We start from the raw sequence: 16,594 nt of genomic DNA, 5'->3' as shown, positions 1-16,594 counted from the left end.
AGCGTAGGTGACGGCGCCCCGCCCGTTCCGGCGCGCTCAGCGGCCGGCGGGGAGACGGGCGGCGGCGAGACGGGCGGCGCGCAGGGACGTGTGCAGCAGCAGCCGGGCGCCGCCGTCGGCGAGGTCCAGCCCGGTGAGCGCCTCGATGCGGGACAGCCGGTAGTACAGCGTCTGCCGGTGGATCCGCAGCGCCGTGGCCGCCCGGGAGGCGCTCCCGGCGCAGTCGAGGAACACCTCGGCCGTCTCGGTGAGGGCGGCGTCGACCAGGAGGGGGACGACGGCCGGGTCCGGGCCGGTCAGCTCGGTGACCGGCCGCCAGGCGCCCAGCTCCGCCCAGTGGGCCACGGGGGAGAGGGCGGGCACCGCGCCGGCGACCCGCGCGGCCGCCCGGGCCTGCGTCCACTGATCGGGCAGGTCCGCGACGCCGGGGCGCACCTGCGAGACCCCGGCGGCGCTGCCGCGCGGGAGGCCGGCCAGTGAGGCGGCCGCGAGCGCACCCGCGGGGCGGAGGTCCGCCGCCCGGGTCAGGGGCACGAGCACGGCCGCGACCGGCCCGGCGGGTTCGTCGATCACCGCCGCGACCGCCCCCGCACCGGGTCGCTGCCAGCGGTCGGGCAGCCCGTCGGCACCGGGGACGAGCGCGACGACCACGAGGGGGAGTGCGTCGCCGAGGGCTGCGGCGAGCGTGCGCGTTCCCTGCGCGCGGGCGGTGGCGGTGCCGGTGAGCGCCTCGGACAGCGGCCGGCCCAGGTCGTCGTCGGCAGCTGCGCGCCCGGCCAGCAGCCGCCCGGCCTCGGCGGCGAGGTCGACGGCGGCCGCGAGCGCGGGATCACCGGTGTCCGCAGGGTCGATCCGGCCGCCGTCGAGGAGCCAGAGGTAGCCGCGGGTCCGGCCCGCGTGGCGCACCGGGACGACCAGCCGGGTCAGGATGCCGGCGTCCGGATCGGCCGGGGTGCGCAACGGACCCACCGCTGCGGCGATGCCGAACTCCTCGAACCAGGCGCGGGTCGCGGCCGGGGAGCCACGGGTCAGGATCGAACGGGTGCGGACGGCGTCCATCGCTCCGGCGGCGCTGTCGTCGTGCGCGCAGAAGGCGAGCAGCGTGAAGTCGGCGTCCTCGAGCGTGGCCGGGGCGGACAGCAGCCGCGAGACCTCGTCGACGAGCTCCTGCAGATCGTCCCGCACCCGCCACCCCCTCATGGGCATTTATGGCCATAAACGCCATCTCGTCATACAGGTGTATGAGAGCACGGCCGGCGGTTCTGGACATCTGCCCCTGGCCCCATCGGGTGGCGGTGCCTAGCGTCGAGGTGTCCGACGCCGTCGTCCTGTCGCCGTCGTCCCTGTGCCAGGAGGTCCCGTGGTGCTGCAGAAGGTCCTGCTGGCGGCTTCCCGCCGCCCGGGGTTGCGCCGGGTGGTCACGGGCAATCCGGCGACCCGCCGGGTGGTCGACCGGTTCGTCGCGGGCGAGGCACTGACCGACGCGCTTCCCGCCGTCCGGGCGCTGGCTGCCGACGGCATCGAGGTGACCCTCGACCACCTCGGCGAGGACATCACCACCCGCGCCGAGGCGGAGCACTCCCGCGACGCCTACCTCGCGGCCCTCGAGGGGCTGGCCGGCCTGGGCCTGGGGGACCGCGCCGAGGTGTCGGTGAAGCTGTCGGCCTTCGGCCAGGCGCTGCCCGACGGCCACGACGTCGCCCTCGAGCTGGTGCGCCCGGTGGTGGAGGCGGCGACCGCCATCGGCACGACGGTCACCCTCGACATGGAGGACCACCGGACCATCGACTCGACGCTCGCCGCCCTCGCCGAGCTGCGCAAGGAGCACCCGGGCACCGGCGCGGTCCTGCAGGCGATGCTCTTCCGCACCGAGGACGACGCCAAGGCCCTCGCCGTCACCGGGTCGCGCGTGCGCCTGGTCAAGGGCGCCTACAACGAGCCGCCGACCGTCGCGCACCAGAAGAAGAAGGACGTCGACACCGCCTACGCGCGCTGCCTGGAGATCCTCATGGCCGGCCCGGGCTACCCGATGGTCGGCTCGCACGACCCCGCCATGGTCGCGCGCGCGCACGAGCTCGCCGCCCAGCACTCACGGGCCGCCGACTCGTGGGAGGTGCAGATGCTCTACGGCATCCGCCCCGACGAGCAGCGCCGCCTGGCCACCGCCGGCACGCGCGTGCGGGCCTACGTCCCGTACGGCGTCGACTGGTACGCGTACTTCATGCGCCGGCTCGCCGAGCGCCCGGCCAACGTCGGCTTCTTCCTCCGTTCCCTGCTCACCAAGTCCTGAGATCGAGGTCCCGCACATGGACGCCGTCACCCGTGTCCCGGCCCCGCGCAACGAGCCGGTTCTCACCTACGCCCCGGGCTCGGCCGAGCGCGCCGAGCTGCAGAACCGGCTGAAGGAGCTGGCCGCCGAGCCACTGGAGCTGACCACCACGATCGGCGGGCGCCAGCGGATGGCGTCGGGCGAGAAGTTCGAGGTCGTGCAGCCGCACCGGCACGCCGCCGTCCTCGGGACCTCCGCACACGCCACCCACGCCGACGCGCACGACGCCGTCCGCTGCGCCAAGGAGGCGGCGCCGGGCTGGCAGGAGCTCTCCTTCGACGACCGCGCCGCGGTGTTCCTCAAGGCCGCGGACCTGCTGGCCGGACCGTGGCGGCAGACGCTCAACGCCGCGACCATGCTCGGGCAGAGCAAGACCGCCCACCAGGCCGAGATCGACGCGGCCTGCGAGCTGATCGACTTCTGGCGCTACAACGTGCACTTCGCCCGGCAGATCATGGCCGAGCAGCCCGAGTCCTCGCCCGGCGTCTGGAACCGGGTGGACCACCGCCCGCTCGAGGGCTTCGTCTACGCCATCACGCCGTTCAACTTCACCGCGATCGCCGGCAACCTGCCCACCGCGCCGGCGCTGATGGGCAACACCGTCGTCTGGAAGCCCTCGCCCACCCAGCAGTTCGCCGCCCACCTCACGATGCGCCTGCTGGAGGCCGCCGGGCTGCCGCCGGGCGTGATCAACCTGGTCACCGGCGACGGCATCCCGGTCTCGGAGGTGGCGCTGGCCGACCGCGACCTGGCCGGCATCCACTTCACCGGGTCGACGCCGGTGTTCCAGCACCTGTGGCGGACCGTGGGGCAGAACATCTCCTCCTACCGGGGCTACCCGCGCATCGTCGGCGAGACCGGCGGCAAGGACTTCGTCGTCGCGCACGCCTCGGCCGACGTCGAGGTGCTCCGGACGGCGCTGATCCGTGGTGCGTTCGAGTTCCAGGGCCAGAAGTGCTCGGCCGCCTCCCGCGCCTACGTCCCGCGCAGCGTGTGGTCCCGGCTGCGCGACGACCTGGTGTCGGCCACCGAGTCGCTGTCGATGGGCGACGTCACCGACTTCTCGAATTTCATGGGCGCGGTCATCGACCGGAAGTCCTTCTCCAAGCTGTCCGGCGTCCTGGACCGGGTGGAGGACGACCCGGCCCTGTCGATCGTCGCCGGCGGGACGGTCGACGACAGCGAGGGCTTCTTCGTGCGGCCGACGATCATCGAGGGCACCGACCCGGGCCACGAGGTCTTCAGCACCGAGTACTTCGGGCCGGTGCTCGCGGTGCACGTCTACGACGACGCCGACTACGACGCGGTGCTCACCCAGATGGAGTTGGTGGCCCCGTACGCGCTCACCGGTGCCGTCATCGCCCAGGACCGGGCCGCGATCGCCCACGCGCAGGCGTTCCTCCGCAACGCGGCCGGCAACTTCTACGTCAACGACAAGCCGACCGGCGCCGTCGTCGGCCAGCAGCCGTTCGGTGGGGGGCGGGCCTCGGGGACCAACGACAAGGCCGGCGCTCCGCAGAACCTCCAGCGCTGGACCAGCACCCGGTCGATCAAGGAGACGTTCGTCCCGGCGACCGACCACCGCTACCCGCACATGGACTGACGCCGAGCCCGCCCCTTGATGACCAGGAGACTTGATCACCGAGGGTCCTCCCTCACTGTCGACGGTGAGGGAGGACCCCTGATGATCGAGCCTGTCGCACAAAGCGCGCCTGATTGATGATCATCCTGGGCGGCGGGAGACTGGGGTATGCCGCAGAACTTCATCCGCGGGGATGTCGATCAGGGGTTCCTGCTGCCGCCGGATGTGCGGGATTGGCTGCCCGACGGGGAGCTGGCCTGGACGGTCAAGGATGCGGTGGACTCGTTCGACCTGTCGGGGTTCAAGCGCTCGTATCGGGCCAACGGGCAGGGCGCGGCGGCGTTCGACCCGGCGCTGATGGTGGCGGTGCTGCTGTACGCGCACGCGGTCGGGGTGCGCTCGTCGCGGGCGATCGAGCGGCACTGTGTCCGCGATGTGGCGTTCCGGGTGCTGGCCGGCAATCGGGTGCCCGATCACGCCACGATCGCCCGGTTCGTCACGCGTCACCGCCAGCCGCTGCAGGAGCTGTTCGCGCAGGTGCTGCGGGTGTGTCACGAGGCCGGGATGGTGCGGCTGGGCGTGATCGCGGTGGACGGGACGAAGATCGCCGCGAACGCCTCCTGGTCGAAGAACCACACCTCGGCGTCGCTGGCCCACCAGGTCGCCGAGGAGCAGGCCCGCTACGACCAGCTGGCCGCCGAGCTGCTCGACGAACAGACGCGCATCGACGCGGCCGAGGACGCCGAACACGGCGACGACCGCGGGGATGAGCTGCCACCGCCGCTGCGCCGGCGGGCCGAGCGGTTGGCTCGACTGAAGGAGGCCAAGCAGCGCCTGGACGACGAGCAGGCCGCGGCCGTGGCCGAGCAGGAGGTGAGGAAGGCCGAGTGGCAGCGCCGCAAGGACGCCGGCACCCGCCGCGGCGCCCAACCGGGCGAGCATCCACCGGGCCGCAATCCGGACAAGGACAAGCCGCCGCGGGCCAACGCCACCGATCCGGACTCGCGGACGATGCGGGGCGGGCGGGGGCTGGTGCAGGGCTACAACGCCCAGGCCGCGGTCACCGAAGACCAGCTCATCGTCGGCCAGACGCTGACCCAGGCGGCCACCGACGCCCATCAGCTGTTTCCCGTCCTCGATGACGCCGCCGAGCAGCTGAACCAGGCCGGCATCGAGGAGACGCCCGACACCTGGGTCGCCGACGCCGGCTACGCCAACGAGGAGACCTTCACCGAGGCCGAGACCCGCGGCCTGCGCCTGCTGGCCCCGATGATCAGCGACGAACGCCGCGCCGCCGGCGAGGACCCCGCCGGGGACAAACCGCTGACCTCCCGCCCGGCCACCGCCCGCGCCCAGGACAGGCTGCGCACCCCCGAAGGCACGGAGAAATACGCCCTCCGAGGACGCACGGTCGAACCGGTCTTCGGCCAGATCAAAGACCGGCAGGGACTACGCCAGCTCCTCCGCCGCGGCCTGCAGAACGCCAAGACCGAGTGGTCGCTGGCCTGCACCGTGCACAACCTGCGCAAGATCCACGCCCACCGGCTGGCCACCGCCTGATCCGGGGGCGGCCGGCACCGCCGACAGCGCTGACCGGGCCACTATCCCCGCTCCCGACCACCATCAACCGGCGCCCGCCCCCCGACTCACAGCGCAACATCACCCAGCGATGCACCGCGGCGGCTCATCCGCCACCGTTCGCGCGACAGGCTCGATCAGGTTCGCTGATCATCGCGGGGGGTGGCGGGCCAGTGGACGACGCCGGCGTCGACCACGGCGCCCTCGGACGGGCGGTGCGGGGCCAGCCGGCCCTCGGGCATCAGGTGCATGACCGGCACGCCCCGACCGAGGACGGCGACGTCGGCGATCAGCCTCCGGTGACAGCGCCACCAGACGCTCTCGCTGCACATCACCGCGACGGTCGTGTCGCCGGACTCCGCGAGCACCTCGTCGAGGGCCGCGGTGAACTCCGGCGTGCGGGTGTGCGCGGCGTAGGCGGCGAACTGTGCCACCGTCCACCAGTCGTCCTCGACGGGCTCCCCGGGAGGTAGTCGACGGCGCCCGCCGAGCCGCTCCTCCCAGCGGTAGCCGACGCCCAGCGCGGGCAGCCAGTCGGCGAGGGCGTCGCGGGCGACGTCGGGATTGTTCCGGCTGCCGGGGAAGCGACGGACGTCGACCAGCAGCTCGACCCCCGCGTCGGTGAGCCGTGCGCCGAGGGCCACGCGGTCCTGCGGGCCGTGACCGACGGTGAGCAGTGGCATCGTCCTTGCCTACCCGGTCGCGGCGTGGCGCGCACCGGCGGTCATGCTCACGGGGTGAGTGGGGGAGCGGTCGAGGTGCGGACGGCGCTGTGGCGCGGCCGCGGCATGCAGGCGCTGATCGGGGTCACGGTGCTGGGGTTCGCCAGCTTCTGCCTGACCCTGGCCTCCCTGCCCGTGTACGCGGTGACCGGGGGCGCGGCCGCGAGCACCGCCGGCGTCGTCACGGCCGTGTTCCTCGTGGTCACCGTCGCCGTCCAGGCGACGATCCCGGCGCTGACCGTCCGGTTCGGCGTCGGGCCCGTCCTCGTGGCGGGGCTGGTCGCGATGGGGCTGCCCGCGCCGTTCTACGTCCTGGACGACGGCCTCGCGTGGATCTGCGCCCTCTCCGCCGTGCGGGGTGCGGGTTTCGCCGTCCTCACCGTGCTGGGTGCGACGCTGGCTGCCCGGGTCGCCCCGCCCGAGCGCCGCGGCGAGTCCGTCGGCCTCTACGGCCTGGCCATCGCGATCCCCAACCTGGCTGCCGTCCCGGCCGGCGTCGCGCTCGTCCTCGACGGGCACGTGGGCTGGCTGTCGTGGCTGGCGGCCTCCCCGCTCCTGGGGGCGTTCCTGGTTCCGCTGCTGGTCCGCTCGGTGGCGCCGGAGCCGGGACCGGGACCGGCCGGATCGGGGCGCGCGGCGGTGCGCGCCGCGCTGGCGCCGTCCGCGGTGCTGCTCCTGGTCACCATGGCCGGCGGCGGGGTGGTGACCTTCCTGCCGATCGAGCGTCCGGACGGCGTCCTCGCCACGGTCGCCCTGATGGTCTTCGGCATCACGGGCGCGATCACCCGCTGGCGGGCCGGCGCCCTGTCCGACCGGCTGGGCACCCGCCTGCTGCTCCCGCTGGCCCTGGTCGTCGCCGCGGTCGGGCTGGTGGCGACCGGCATCGGGCTGAGCGGGGACGACGTCTGGGTGCTCGTCGGGGTGGCGGTGTTCGGGGCCGGTTACGGCGCGACGCAGAACCTGACCCTGGTGGCCGCCTTCGCCCGGGCCGGCGAGGGCGGGACGACGACGGCCAGCGCCATGTGGAACGCCTCGTTCGACACCGGCACGGCGTTCGGGGCGCTGGCGCTCGGCTTCGTCGCCGCCGGGATCGGGCTGGACTGGACCTACGTGGTGGTGGCGGCGCTGCTGGCGGCGGCGCTGCCGTTGGCCTCGGCCGCGGCGCGGGCGGCCGTCCGCGTCTGATCCGCGGCCTCGACCCGGTCGGCGATCGCCTGCTGGGAACGGATGAGCAGGATCTCCTCGCCCGCCCGGCGCAGCCAGGTCCGCAGGCCCTCGGGGTCGTCGCGGTTGGCGTCCCGCAGGGTGCCGAGGCGCAGCTGGCGGGTACTGGCCTGGGCGCGCTGGGCCGGCGGCAGGAACCGGGCCTCGGCGCGGGCCACCGCGGTGAGTCCGGCGCCCAGGAACACCAGGTCGCGCACCTCGGCGAGGCTCTCGAGCAGCTGCCCGGCGGCGGCGTCGTCCGCGGTCAGGAGGGTGAGGAACTGGCCGGCGCGGCGCCGGCCCTCGGTGGCCGGATCGGAAGAGGTCACGCCCCCACTGTCCCTGGTGCGCCCGACCGGGTCACGAGAGGGGCGGCCCCAGCACCTCCATGCCGTGCTCCCTCGCCGCGCCGACGAGGGCGGCGATGTCCGGCGGGCCCTCCGGCGGCGGCAGCGTCGGTGCCTCGGCCGGCCGGCCGGTGGCCCGGACGAAGCGGTCGAAACGGCCCGGTACGGCGAGCGCCAGGAGCCGCGCGGTGGGGGAGTCCACCCGGAACGTGTGCGGCAGTCCCCGGGGCGCCCAGACGAAGGCGCCCCGCGCGGCGGCCCAGGTCTGGTCCCCGACCTGGAAGGTGAGCTCGCCATCGAGGACGAACCATGCCTCGTCCTCCTCGTGGTGGACGTGCAACGGCGGCGAGGAGCGGTGCGGGAGCAGCTGCTCCCAGACCGCGAGCCGCCCGCCGGTGTCGTCGGTCAGCGCCTTGAACGTCATCAGGGTGTCGAGGTGCCAGATCGCCGTCCCCTGGCCGGGGGCCTGCACGACGGGGGCCGCCTGCGCGATGTCGGGTGGAGTCATGCCGGAAGGGTCGGCCCGGCGCCACGCGGGCGACATCCCTGAACCATGGGGTTTCCCGGGCTGCCCGCCGGCCCTACTGTCTCGGTCATGGCACCGGCCACCACGGTGCGCGACCGGATCGAGCGGCTCTGCCGGTCGGCGACCGACCCCCTGGCGCTGTACCGCGACGTCGTCCCGGTGCTCGACCGGGCGGTGCCCTCGGACTGCTGGTGCGGCCTGCTCCTCGACCCCGCCACGGTGATGAACACCGGCGGCTACCACGACGAGGGCCTGCCGCTGGAGGTCCTGCCCCGCCTGCTCGAGCTGGAGGTCGGAACCGACGACGTCAACCAGCTGCCCGCCCTGGCGCGGGACCGGTCGGGGGTCGCCACCATCCACCGCCGCACCCGGGGCCGGCCGGAGAGCAGCGCCCGGTACCGCGAGGTGATGCTGCCCGCCGGGATGGGGCCGGAGCTGCGTGCGGTGCTGCGCGACCGCGGCCGGCCCTGGGGTGCGCTGATCCTCTTCCGGGAGTCCGGGGCGCCGGACTTCACCGAGGCCGAGGTCGAGCTGGTCGCCGCGGTCGCCCCGGACATCGCCGCGGCGGTGCGCCGCACCCTGCTGGTCAGCGAGGTTGCCCATCGGGACGCCGAGGAGGGGCCGGGGATGGCGGTGCTGCGGGTCGACGGGCTGCGGATCGACGTCGAGCTGGCCAGCCGGGCGGCGCGGGTGCTGCTGGACCAGATGCCCGACTCGCGCATCGACGGCGTGCCGGTCGGTGTCGTCATGCTCGTCGCCCGGCTGGTCGCGGCGGGCGGACGGCGGCAGTCGGCGCGCGTGCGGCTCCGGACCGGCCGGTGGATGAGCGTGCAGCTCGACGTCCTGGAGCCGGCCGACCATGACAGCCCTGAGCGGCTCTCGCTGGTCATCGAGCCGGTCGCGCCCTACGAGCTGGCCGAGGTGATCGCCGAGGCCTACGGGCTCACCGCCCGCGAGCGGGAGGTGGCCAGGCTGGTCGTGGCGGGGAACAGCAACCCCGAGGTGGCGGCGGCGCTGTCGATCTCGCTGACCACCGTCCAGGACCACCTGAAGAAGGTCTTCGCGAAGCTGGGGGTCGGCAGCCGGCACGAGCTGACCGCCCGGATGTTCTTCGACCAGTACCTGCCGCGCCAGCTGTCGGGGCTGCCGGTCGGTGGCGACGGCTGGTACCTGTCGGCACGCCCGCCCAGCTGAACCGGGGCGCAGCGGGGCGGGCGGACGAGCGGTCAGGCGTCCCGACGCCGGAACGTGAGGTAACCGACCAGCAGGACCGCGGCTACCTCCCCGGCGAACACCGCGAACCCCACCCACGGGTCGAGCAGGTTCGGGTTGAACGACACCGGCGTGGCGATGCTCGAACCGGCGTTGCCCGGCATCAGCTTGCCTGCCCACTCGCCCCAGGCGCCGGGGAGCAGGAACACCATGGTGCCGACGACGAAGACCAGCGCCAGGACGGTCGACAGCGCCGCCGCGGTGTGCCGCACGAGCAGTCCGACGCCGGCCGCGAGCAGGCCCAGCCCGGCCATGTAGAGGCCGCTGCCGAACATCGACCGCAGCACTCCCTCGTCGCTCAGGGCGATGCCGATGCCCTCGTTCTCGAAGAACCGGTTGCCCGCGACGTAGCCGGCGAAGGCGGTTCCGGTGCCGGCGACGAACAGCGTCCCGGTGAGGACCAGCGCCTTGGCCGCCAGGACGGCACCCCGCTGCGGTGTCGCGGCCAGCGTCGCCCGGATCATGCCGGTGCCGTACTCGCTGGTCACCGCCAGCGTGCCGAGCACGATCGCGGTGATCTGGGCGAACGTCATGCCGAACGTGATGAACGAGCCCGGGTGCTCGTCGGCCTCGCCGCTGGCCAGCCAGGCGGCGTTCGTCGCGCAGACCAGCACGGTCAGGCCGGCTCCGAGGACGACGAGCAGAACGGTCGACCACATCGTCGAGCGGACCGTCCAGAACTTGATCCACTCGGCGCGGAGCGTGGACGAGAAACCCGGCCGGCGCACGCCCGGCACGTTGCGGCTCGGGTCGAGGTCGACGGTGCTGGAGAACTCGGTGACGGTCATGCGGGGATCCCGGCGGTGGTGGTCGCAGCGGCGGAAGAGGCGGAGTACTCCACGCTGTCGGCGGTCAAGGTCATGAAGGCGTCCTCGAGGGACGAGCGGACGAGCGTGAGCTCGTGGAGGAGCAGGCCGCTCTTCCCGACGAGCTCCCCGATGGCGGCGGCATCCAGCCCCTGGACGCGCAACTCCTGGCCGTACGCGGTGACGTCGAGGCCCTGGCGACGCAGGAGGTCGGCGACCTCGCCGCGCTGCGGGCTGGCGATGCGCACGTAGGACGAGGCGTGCTCGGCGATGAACTCCGCCATGGAGCAGTCGGCCAGGATGCGGCCACGTCCGACGACGACGAGGTGGTCGGCGGTCAGCGCCATCTCCGACATGAGGTGGCTGGAGATGAACACGGTCCGCCCCTGTCCGGCCAGCTCGCGGGCCAGGTTCCGGACCCAGCGGATGCCCTCGGGATCCAGGCCGTTGACCGGTTCGTCGAGGACGACGACCGGCGGGTCGCCCAGCAGCGCGACGGCGATGCCGAGCCGCTGACCCATGCCGAGGGAGAACGTGCCGACGCGCTTGTCCGCGACCCCGTCCAGACCCACCAGGCCGAGCACCTCGTCCACCCGCGCCCGGGGGACGCCGTTGCTGGCGGCCAGCCAGCGCAGGTGGTCACGCGCGGAGCGGCCCGGGTGCAGCGCACGGGCCTCGAGGAGGGCGCCCACCTCGCGCAGCGGCGCGGCGCAGTCGGAGTAGCGGTGGCCGTTGACGGTGACGCTGCCGGCGGTGGGCCGGTCCAGGCCGAGGATCATCCGCATCGTCGTGGACTTGCCCGCGCCGTTGGGGCCCAGGAAGCCGGTGACCCGGCCGGGTTCGACGGTGAAGGTGATCCCGTCGACGGCGGGCTTGTCGCCGTAGGTCTTGGTGAGGTTCCGGGCGACGATCACGTGATCGACCTGCTGCGGGACAGGAGAGGAGTCATGCCGTGAACCCTGTCGGCCGGGCGCCCTCGAGCACATCGGGGGAAGCCCTGAAGCGACCCTGAACCGACCCCGACCAGGGAAGTCAGGCGGTGCGGGGGAGTTCCCCGGGGTCCCGCAGCAACCGGCGCAGCCGGCGGGCCGCTGCCTGGCCGGCGCGGTTGGCGCCGATCGTGCTCGCGGACGGGCCGTAGCCGACGAGGTGGATGCGCGGCTCGCCCGCGACGGAGGTGCCGTCCATGCGGATGCCGCCGCCGGGCGCCCGCAGGTGCAGCGGGGCCAGGTGCGCGACCGCGGCCCGGAAGCCGGTGGCCCAGAGGATCGCGTCGGCCCGGACGCTCCGTCCGTCCGCCCAGGCCACGCCGTCCTCGGTGATGCGGTCGAACATCGGCAGCCGCTCCAGCACCCCGCGGTCGAGCCCGTCGCGGATGTAGGGCGTGGAGACGAGCAGGCCGGTCAGGCCGACGACGCTGCCGGGCCGGCGGCCCTCGCGCACGGCCTCCTCCACCTTCGCGACCACCTCCCGGCCGACGTTCTCGTCGAACGGCCCCTCCCGCCACACCGGCGGCCGGCGGGTCACCCAGGTCGTGGTGGCCACCGTCGCGATCTCGGCCAGCAGCTGGGTGGCCGAGGCGCCGCCGCCGACCACGACGACGTGCTGACCGGCGAACTCGTCCCGGAACCGGTAGTCGACGGTGTGCAGCTGGCGGCCGCGGAAGAGCTCCTGCCCGGGATAGCGAGGGACGAACGGGCGGGTCCAAGTGCCGGTGGCGTTGACGATCGCGCGCGCCGTCCAGTCGCCGGAGTCGGTCTCGACGCGGACCCGGTCGCCGGCGGTGCGGCGGACGGCGCGCACGCGGACCGGCCGGTGGACGGGCAGCTCGAACCGGCGCTCGTACTCGGCGAAGTAGGCGGGGACCGACGTGACGGCCGGGGTGTCGGCGTCCGGCTGCTCGAACCGGAGACCGGGCAGGTCGTGCACGCGGTGCGTGGTGCCCAGGGTCAGGGACGGCCAGCGGTGCTGCCACGCCCCGCCGGGGGCGTCGTCGGCGTCGAGGACGACGAACCCGCTCCCCGGCTCGAAGCCCTGGCGGGCCAGCGCCCAGGCCGTGGAGAGCCCCGCCTGGCCGGCACCGATGACGACGACGTCGACGTCCCGGTCAGCCCGCATGCAGGCAGCAACGCGACCGCGGCCCGCGGGCTTCCCGGGCCGTCAGGCCCGGCGGCGCAGCTCCAGCCAGAGCCACACCGCCAGCGCCGTCGGGACCGCCACGAACCCGGCGAGGGCCGGCAGGGTGCCGACGACGGATCCCAGCCAGGCGAGCAGCAGCGGCGTGCCGAACCCGATGTAGGCGAAGGCGTAGAAGGCGCTGTTCATCGCGCCCCGGGTGGCCGGTGGCGCCAGCTGCGCGGTGAGCGTGAGCCCGGCGGTCAGGCACAGCCCGCCGCCGGCCCCCAGGAGGGCCGCGGCGGGCAGGAGCAGGGGCTCGAACTGCAGGACGACGGCGACCACGCCGACGGCGTGGCCGATTGCGCCGAGTGCCATGCCCAGGGGTGCTCCGCGCTCCACGCTGCGCCCGACCCGGGCCGCGACCGCGCTGGCGCCGAGAGCGAGCCCGCCGAGGAGTCCCGCGTACGCGACGCCGACGCCGTCCGGGACCACGAGGAGCGGCAGCAGGGTGGCGGCCACCGCCGGGAAGGCGAACACTCCCACGGCCGTCGGCGCCAGCAGGGCCCGGAACGGTCGCCGGGCCTCCGGCGGTAGGCCGAGGTGCATCAGGCGCGCCGGCCGGCGCCCGTGCACGGTCTCGGGGACCAGGGCCAGCGCGGCCAGCCCGACCACGAGGACGGCGACGTGCACGAGGTAGGGCAGGGCGGTCGGTGCCGGGCCGTACTGGGCCAGCAGTCCGCTCATGGCCGGGGCGATGGCGAAGCCCAAAGACGTCGACACCGCACCGCGGGTCGCCGCCGACTGCTGGCGGTCGGGACCGGAGAGCTCCTGCAGCCAGGCGTTGGCGACCGAGAAGACGACACCGGACACCGCTCCCTGCAGCAGCCGGCCGGCGTAGAGCAGCGGCAGGCTCTCCGCGGCGGGGATGAACAGCAGCGAGACCAGGCCGGCGACGATCCCGAACGGGAGGACGAGCGCCCGCCGGCCGAACCGGTCCGACGCCGCCCCGGAGACGCTGAGGGCGAGGATCAGGCCGATGGCGTAGCAGCCGAAGATCGCGGTGAGCTCGGCCTCCGAGAGGTCCAGCGTGTCCTGGTAGACCAGCAGCAGCGGTGTGGGCACGTTAGTGCCCAGTGCCACCGAGAAGAGGGCGAAGGTGAGGGCGTCCAGTCGCCGCCGGGCGGGGTCCCGGCGAGCCGTCGCCGTCCGCACCCCCCGGACGCTACCGGCAGCCCGAACCTCGACGTCGGGGGTCCGGCCGGGCCTGCCCGTGGACGACCGGGAGACGCGCCGAGCGCCCCCTCCCGCACGGGGAGAGGGCGCTCGACGCGGTCACCGGCGGGTCACCACCCCGCCGGTCCCATCACCCCGCATCCCCCGCGGAATTGAGGAAGGTCAGCGTCACGTCGACGCGCGTGCTCGGCGCACCGGCCCAGTTGTGCACCTCGAGCCGGTAGCGGCCCGGTACCGGGTTCGCCAGCCGCAGCGACTCCTCGGTCAGGCTGGCGCTGCCGCCCGACGTGAGGTCGCTGCTCCAGGTGCCGTCCGCGTTCTGCCGCTGCAGGTACAGGTCGATGTCGGCCTGCATGCTCGGCACCGCGCTGACCAGGAGGGCCGCGTTGTCGAAGCCCTCCTGTACGTCGAACTCGTGGAAGGCGACGGTGAGCGGCGTCCGCTCCGGCCCGCCGGCGACCGGGGTGACCGACGCCTGCTCCTCCGGCTGGGCCGGGCCCGCCTCGGCCGGTGCATCGAGGCTGAACGGCACGGTGTCGTCGACCAGGACGGGGGAGCCCGCCACCGGCACCTGGAGGACGGTCCCGCCCGGCCCGGTGGCGATGGTCACCCGCGGGTCGACGGCGAAAGTCGGCACCTTGTCCGGGTCGGAGGTGGTGAACCGCAGGGTCAGCCGGTGCCCCTCCCGCAGGTTGTGCGCCATGGCGAACCCGGGCGGCTGCATCTGCATGAGCTGGCCCGGGATCACCGGCTTCGGCGTCGCCACGCCCACCCGGAGCTCGGGGTTGATGGCGAACTGGCTGATCCGGCGACGTTCGCCGTCCGGGCTCTCGTCGTAGAGCGTGCCTATCAGGTGCACCCGTGGGGCGGTCACCGAGGCGACCAGGTCCATCAGCGGCTTGCCGGCGAGGACGGTGTCCTCGGCGACGGGCTCGGAGACGAAGTCGACGCCGCCGGTGCCCTGCGGATCGGCGAAGCCGCTCGGGTCACCGGTGAAGCTCACCGCGCCCGGGACGGCGGGAGCGGTGGTGCCCAGCGTGCCGTCGGCGGCCGGGTGGAGCGTCAGGTGCGAGGCGGTGGCCGGCCATTGCGAGTCGACCAGGATCTGGCTCCGATCACCGGTGCGGCCGCCCTCGAACGTGCCGTCGGAGAGGAACAGCTCCGCGGCGGGACCGGTCTCGACGTCGCGCTGGGCGAGGTGCGCGTCGAACCAGGCGTGCAGGGCGTAGGTCCACTGGATGCCACGGCGGGTCGGGCAGCAGCCGGAGCCGTGGTCCCACTGGCCGAGCCAGATCTTGTCGCCGTCGCGACCCCCGCGCTGGGTGAACCAGTCCATGCCGGCGACGCGGGCGGCGTTGTCGTTGACGCCGTGGACCATGAACACCGGGATGTCGGCCGCGGTGGCGCCGGCCCGCCAGTCACGCTCGCCGTGCCAGGAGGTGTATTGCCCGGACAGCTGTGCCTCGCCCGCGGTCAGCGAGCTGTTGGGCAGGCCGCAGCCGGTCTCCTCGGGCTTCTGCCCGAAGTGCTCGCCGTCGGGAAGGTCCCGCTCGAGGGCGATCTGCTCGTAGGCCTCCATCGGCCCGGCCCACTGCAGGAAGTAGGGCACGCCTGCCTGGAACTGGTGGTCGTACATGGTCGCCATGCCGGCGCTGGGGACGATCGTCTCGAGCCCCTGCGGATCCATCGCCGCGGCCAGCGACGGCGTCGAGCCGACGTAGGAGTGGCCGGTCATGCCCACCCGGCCGTTGGACCATGGCTGGGCCGCCGCCCACTCGACGACGGTCTTGAGGTCCTGGGCGTCGTTGGCGGCGAGGTGGTCGAGGCAGCCGTCACTGAGCCCGGTGCCGCGCAGGTCCATCATCACGACCGCGTAGCCCTTGGGCGCGAAGTAGCCGGTCAGTCCCAGCGAGGTCCCGTCCTCGTCGCGCGGGTCGGGCAGGATCCGCCTGCCCTCCCGGTCGGCCAGCGTGCCGTGGTACGGGCTGGCCTCGAGGATCACCGGCCACTGGCCCGCGACCGGCTGCCCGCTCTCGTCGGCCGGGCGGGTGACCTCGATGTGCACCTCGGTGCCGTCGTGCATCGGCAGTTCCAGGGTCTCCTTGACCGTGCCGTACCGGTCGGCGGTGAGCCCCTCGATCTGCGTGTAGTCGAAGGCTGCGGGCGGCTGTTCCGGCTGGGCGACGGGGGCTCGGTCGTGCCCCCTGCCGGGGTTGTCCGGGCGCGGGGCAGCCGACGCGGGCTGGGCGAGCGCGACGGCGACGACGAGGGGGAGTGCGGCGCCCAGCGTGCGGGCGACGCGTCGTCCCGATCGGGTGGTCATGGTCATCAGGGGCCTTTCGGCTGACGTGGCCAGGTTGCTCAGGAAACGACGCACTCGCTCAGAGGTGACGCCCGGTCACAGAAAAGTCAGGCGTTCCGGGGCGCGGAATCCGGGCCGTCGGGCCAGGATCGGCGGCAGGCCGACGGACGGGGAGGGGCGCGTGAACCTCGAGAAGGTGGTCTTCGGGTTCTTCGTCGTGCTCGCCGCGACACTGAACTTCGGCTTCTTCCTCGGCGACATCGACGACCCGGACCAGCACAACCGCTACGAACTGTTCGCCGCCGTCGTGGTCAACCTGATCGCGACCGTGCTCAAGTTCGGCGACCGCACGCAGATCGGGGCGGTCCACCTGGCGACGAGCCTGGTGGCCGATCTCCAGTTGATCGGCGCCGCACTGATGCTCGGCTACGCAACGTACGTCTCCACCGCCGGCATGACCGAGGGCTGGACGGCGAGCATCGTGTCGTTGTCGGGCGGTGCGCTGTTGGCCAACCTGGTGTCCGTCGTCCTGCTCGTCGTGGAGACGGTCTCCTTCCACCGCGGCTGATCGGAGGC

15 protein-coding genes are annotated in these 16,594 nt (G+C 73.8%); 6 read left to right on the top strand and 9 right to left on the bottom strand.

The window, feature by feature from the left end; translation table 11 throughout:
• Positions 1–36: 36 nt before the first annotated feature.
• Entirely contained in the window at positions 37–1,185 is a 1,149-nt protein-coding gene (locus FHU33_RS18155; RefSeq protein ID WP_211355182.1) for a PucR family transcriptional regulator, read from the bottom strand.
• Between the two features lie 175 nt (positions 1,186–1,360).
• On the opposite strand from FHU33_RS18155, the gene FHU33_RS18150 reads away from it, so the two are divergent.
• The 3 genes from FHU33_RS18150 (at position 1,361) to FHU33_RS18140 (ending at position 5,471) form a co-directional block, all read left to right on the top strand.
• On the top strand, positions 1,361–2,290 hold the full coding sequence (locus FHU33_RS18150) for a proline dehydrogenase family protein (RefSeq protein WP_211355181.1): 930 nt from the start codon (positions 1,361–1,363) through the stop codon (positions 2,288–2,290).
• 16 nt (positions 2,291–2,306) lie between these two features.
• Positions 2,307–3,932: an L-glutamate gamma-semialdehyde dehydrogenase gene (pruA, locus tag FHU33_RS18145; RefSeq protein WP_142026614.1), complete on the top strand. Its 1,626-nt coding sequence runs from the start codon at positions 2,307–2,309 to the stop codon at positions 3,930–3,932.
• Between the two features lie 147 nt (positions 3,933–4,079).
• Positions 4,080–5,471 carry a transposase gene (locus FHU33_RS18140; protein WP_142025713.1) on the top strand — a complete coding sequence of 464 codons (1,392 nt, stop codon included), beginning with the start codon at positions 4,080–4,082 and terminating at the stop codon, positions 5,469–5,471.
• Between the two features lie 155 nt (positions 5,472–5,626).
• On the opposite strand, the gene FHU33_RS18135 is transcribed toward FHU33_RS18140, so the two are convergent.
• Complete coding sequence (locus FHU33_RS18135) at positions 5,627–6,172, bottom strand: DUF488 domain-containing protein (protein ID WP_142026612.1); 546 nt, start codon at positions 6,170–6,172, stop codon at positions 5,627–5,629.
• A gap of 54 nt (positions 6,173–6,226) precedes the next feature.
• Between FHU33_RS18135 and FHU33_RS18130 the strand changes: the two genes are divergently transcribed.
• Complete coding sequence (locus FHU33_RS18130; protein ID WP_246063815.1) at positions 6,227–7,396, top strand: MFS transporter; 1,170 nt, start codon at positions 6,227–6,229, stop codon at positions 7,394–7,396.
• Here FHU33_RS18130 and FHU33_RS18125 read toward each other — a convergent pair.
• Both FHU33_RS18125 and FHU33_RS18120 read right to left on the bottom strand, forming a co-directional pair.
• Complete coding sequence (locus tag FHU33_RS18125) at positions 7,318–7,743, bottom strand: hypothetical protein (protein WP_246063813.1); 426 nt, start codon at positions 7,741–7,743, stop codon at positions 7,318–7,320. The genes FHU33_RS18130 and FHU33_RS18125 overlap by 79 nt on opposite strands.
• A gap of 31 nt (positions 7,744–7,774) precedes the next feature.
• Positions 7,775–8,269: a quercetin 2,3-dioxygenase gene (locus FHU33_RS18120; RefSeq protein ID WP_142026610.1), complete on the bottom strand. Its 495-nt coding sequence runs from the start codon at positions 8,267–8,269 to the stop codon at positions 7,775–7,777.
• A gap of 87 nt (positions 8,270–8,356) precedes the next feature.
• Here FHU33_RS18120 and FHU33_RS18115 point away from each other — a divergent pair, with 87 nt between their 5' ends.
• Complete coding sequence (locus FHU33_RS18115) at positions 8,357–9,481, top strand: helix-turn-helix transcriptional regulator (protein ID WP_142026608.1); 1,125 nt, start codon at positions 8,357–8,359, stop codon at positions 9,479–9,481.
• A 32-nt stretch (positions 9,482–9,513) separates the two neighbouring features.
• Here the strand turns inward: FHU33_RS18115 and FHU33_RS18110 are convergent, their stop codons facing one another.
• The 5 genes from FHU33_RS18110 to FHU33_RS18090 all read right to left on the bottom strand — a co-directional run bounded on the left by FHU33_RS18110 (position 9,514) and on the right by FHU33_RS18090 (position 16,039).
• Positions 9,514–10,347, bottom strand: a complete 834-nt coding sequence (locus FHU33_RS18110; RefSeq protein ID WP_142026606.1) for an ABC-2 transporter permease — start codon at positions 10,345–10,347, stop codon at positions 9,514–9,516.
• The gene (locus FHU33_RS18105) at positions 10,344–11,279 is read right to left on the bottom strand and encodes an ABC transporter ATP-binding protein (RefSeq protein WP_142026604.1); all 936 of its coding nucleotides are present in this window, start codon (positions 11,277–11,279) and stop codon (positions 10,344–10,346) included. The genes FHU33_RS18110 and FHU33_RS18105 overlap by 4 nt, the downstream gene beginning before the upstream one ends.
• A 118-nt stretch (positions 11,280–11,397) precedes the next feature.
• Positions 11,398–12,483, bottom strand: a complete 1,086-nt coding sequence (locus FHU33_RS18100; RefSeq protein ID WP_142026603.1) for an FAD-dependent oxidoreductase — start codon at positions 12,481–12,483, stop codon at positions 11,398–11,400.
• Positions 12,484–12,525: 42 nt separating this feature from the next.
• Positions 12,526–13,695 carry an MFS transporter gene (locus FHU33_RS18095; protein ID WP_142026601.1) on the bottom strand — a complete coding sequence of 390 codons (1,170 nt, stop codon included), beginning with the start codon at positions 13,693–13,695 and terminating at the stop codon, positions 12,526–12,528.
• Between the two features lie 151 nt (positions 13,696–13,846).
• Entirely contained in the window at positions 13,847–16,039 is a 2,193-nt protein-coding gene (locus tag FHU33_RS18090) for a CocE/NonD family hydrolase (protein ID WP_170182515.1), read from the bottom strand.
• Between the two features lie 160 nt (positions 16,040–16,199).
• Between FHU33_RS18090 and FHU33_RS18085 the strand changes: the two genes are divergently transcribed.
• On the top strand, positions 16,200–16,586 hold the full coding sequence (locus FHU33_RS18085) for a DUF6394 family protein (RefSeq protein WP_142026598.1): 387 nt from the start codon (positions 16,200–16,202) through the stop codon (positions 16,584–16,586).
• Positions 16,587–16,594 lie beyond the last annotated feature (8 nt).

It is taken from the genome of Blastococcus colisei (genome assembly GCF_006717095.1).
Taxonomy (GTDB): domain Bacteria; phylum Actinomycetota; class Actinomycetes; order Mycobacteriales; family Geodermatophilaceae; genus Blastococcus_B; species Blastococcus_B colisei.
The sequence above is the reverse complement of the archived record's forward strand: the minus strand, read 5'-3'. Positions and strand labels throughout refer to the sequence as shown.